This window comes from Thalassotalea sp. G2M2-11, from assembly GCF_017168195.1.
Classification (GTDB): Bacteria; Pseudomonadota; Gammaproteobacteria; order Enterobacterales; family Alteromonadaceae; genus Thalassotalea_E.
Genome location: NZ_JADNYL010000008.1, coordinates 1 through 3,170 on the forward strand (window position 1 = coordinate 1; position 3,170 = coordinate 3,170).

Annotated in this window: 2 rRNA genes; both read right to left on the reverse strand. The window is 49.6% G+C overall.

The annotated features are described in order from the left end of the window. Positions 1 to 74, reverse strand: a 5S ribosomal RNA gene (gene rrf, locus IV514_RS17315); the annotation flags it as partial. Positions 75 to 206: 132 nt separating this feature from the next. After that, positions 207 to 3,087 (reverse strand): 23S ribosomal RNA (locus IV514_RS17320). Positions 3,088 to 3,170: the final 83 nt, after the last annotated feature.

Sequence of the window (3,170 nt, forward strand, 5' to 3'; positions counted from 1 at the left end):
CCATCGGCGCTGTTGCGTTTCACTTCTGAGTTCGGCATGGAGTCAGGTGGTACCACAACGCTATTGTCGCTAAGCAAAAACTTGTTGTTAATTAAGCACTCGCTTAATTAACCAATCTCGAAAGCTGTTATCTATCCAATATTGTTTCTTATTCAATCTATTGTGTACGTGTTTTTATCAGACATACAAAACCACTTGGGTGTTGTATGGTTAAGCCTCACGGGCAATTAGTATCAGTTAGCTCAAGGCCTCACAACCCTTACACACCTGACCTATCAACGTTGTAGTCTCCAACGACCCTTTAGGGAGCTTAAAGCTCCAGTGAGAACTCATCTCAAAGCCTGCTTCCCGCTTAGATGCTTTCAGCGGTTATCAGTTCCGAACGTAGCTACCGGGCAATGCCATTGGCATGACAACCCGAACACCAGTGGTTCGTCCACTCCGGTCCTCTCGTACTAGGAGCAGCCCTCTTCAATTCTCAAACGCCCACGGCAGATAGGGACCGAACTGTCTCACGACGTTCTAAACCCAGCTCGCGTACCACTTTAAATGGCGAACAGCCATACCCTTGGGACCGACTTCAGCCCCAGGATGTGATGAGCCGACATCGAGGTGCCAAACACCGCCGTCGATATGAACTCTTGGGCGGTATCAGCCTGTTATCCCCGGAGTACCTTTTATCCGTTGAGCGATGGCCCTTCCATACAGAACCACCGGATCACTATGACCTGCTTTCGCACCTGCTCGACGTGTCTGTCTCGCAGTTAAGCTGGCTTATGCCATTGCACTAACCGTATGATGTCCGACCATACTTAGCCAACCTTCGTGCTCCTCCGTTACTCTTTGGGAGGAGACCGCCCCAGTCAAACTACCCACCAGACAGTGTCCCCAAGCCCGATAAGGGCCCTAGGTTAGAACATCACGCATACAAGGGTGGTATTTCAAGGTTGGCTCCATGCAATCTGGCGACTGCACTTCAAAGCCTCCCACCTATCCTACACATGTAGGAGCAATGTTCACTGTCAAGCTATAGTAAAGGTTCACGGGGTCTTTCCGTCTAGCCGCGGGTATACGGCATCTTAACCGCAATTTCAATTTCACTGAGTCTCGGGTGGAGACAGTGTGGCCATGATTACGCCATTCGTGCAGGTCGGAACTTACCCGACAAGGAATTTCGCTACCTTAGGACCGTTATAGTTACGGCCGCCGTTTACCGGGGCTTCGATCATGAGCTTCGCAGAGCTAACCCAATCAATTAACCTTCCGGCACCGGGCAGGCGTCACACCGTATACGTCATCTTTCGATTTTGCACAGTGCTGTGTTTTTAATAAACAGTTCCAGCCACCTGGTTACTTCGACTGTCACCAGCTTAGGGAGCAAGTCCCATCACCAGCAACAGCGTACCTTCTCCCGAAGTTACGGTACTATTTTGCCTAGTTCCTTCACCCGAGTTCTCTCAAGCGCCTTAGTATTCTCTACCTAACCACCTGTGTCGGTTTGGGGTACGGTTCCTATATATCTGATGCTTAGAAGCTTTTCCTGGAAGTATGGCATCAACAACTTCGTGTCCTTGGACACTCGTCTCGTATCTCAGTCTTAAGAACCCGGATTTGCCTAAGTTCTCAACCTACATACTTTCACATGGACTACCAACGCCATGCTTGCTTAGCCTGCTCCGTCCCTCCTTCGCAATATATAGAAGTACAGAAATATTAATCTGTTTCCCATCGACTACGCGTTTCCGCCTCGCCTTAGGGGCCGACTTACCCTGCCCTGATTAACATGGGACAGGAAACCTTGGTCTTTCGGCGGGGGAGTTTTTCACTCCCCTTATCGTTACTCATGTCAGCATTCGCACTTCTGATACCTCCAGCAGACCTTACAATCCACCTTCAACGGCTTACAGAACGCTCCCCTACCACTTGAACCTAAGTTCAAATCCGCAGCTTCGGTGCATAGTTTAGCCCCGTTACATCTTCCGCGCAGACCGACTCGACTAGTGAGCTATTACGCTTTCTTTAAAGGGTGGCTGCTTCTAAGCCAACCTCCTAGCTGTCTATGCCTTTCCACATCGTTTCCCACTTAACTATGACTTTGGGACCTTAGCTGGCGGTCTGGGTTGTTTCCCTCTTCACAACGGACGTTAGCACCCGCAGTGTGTCTCCCGGATAGTACTCATTGGTATTCGGAGTTTGCAAAGGGTTGGTAAGTCGGGATGACCCCCTAGCCTTAACAGTGCTCTACCCCCAATGGTATTCGTCCGAGGCTCTACCTAAATAGATTTCGGGGAGAACCAGCTATCTCCCGGCTTGATTAGCCTTTCACTCCGACCCACAAGTCATCACCGCATTTTTCAACATACGTGTGTTCGGTCCTCCAGTTGATGTTACTCAACCTTCAACCTGCCCATGGGTAGATCGCCGGGTTTCGGGTCTATACCCTGCAACTAAACGCGCAGTTAACACTCGCTTTCGCTACGGCTCCCCTAATCGGTTAACCTTGCTACAGAATATAAGTCGCTGACCCATTATACAAAAGGTACGCAGTCACCCCGAAGGGCTTCCACTGCTTGTACGTATGCGGTTTCAGGTTCTATTTCACTCCCCTCACAGGGGTTCTTTTCGCCTTTCCCTCACGGTACTGGTTCACTATCGGTCAGTTAGGAGTATTTAGCCTTGGAGGATGGTCCCCCCATGTTCAGACAAAGTTTCACGTGCTCCGTCCTACTCGTTTTCACAATGTGTTTGTTTTCGTGTACGGGGCTATCACCCTGTATCGCCATCCTTTCCAGAATGTTCCACTAACGCCCACACGCTTAAGGGCTAATTCCCGTTCGCTCGCCGCTACTAAGGAAATCTCGGTTGATTTCTTTTCCTCGGGGTACTTAGATGTTTCAGTTCTCCCGGTTCGCCTCACTGAGCTATGTATTCACTCAGTGATAGTTGCTTATGCAACTGGGTTTCCCCATTCGGAAATCCGTGCCTATAACGCCTTTTATCGGCTTAACACGGCTTATCGCAGATTAACACGTCCTTCATCGCCTCTAACTGCCAAGGCATCCACCACATACGCTTAGTCACTTAACCATACAACCCCAAATAGTTTTGGTACACCAGGGTGACTAAACCCCAGCAATTGTAAAGCCTGACATTTTCACGTACTCAATAGA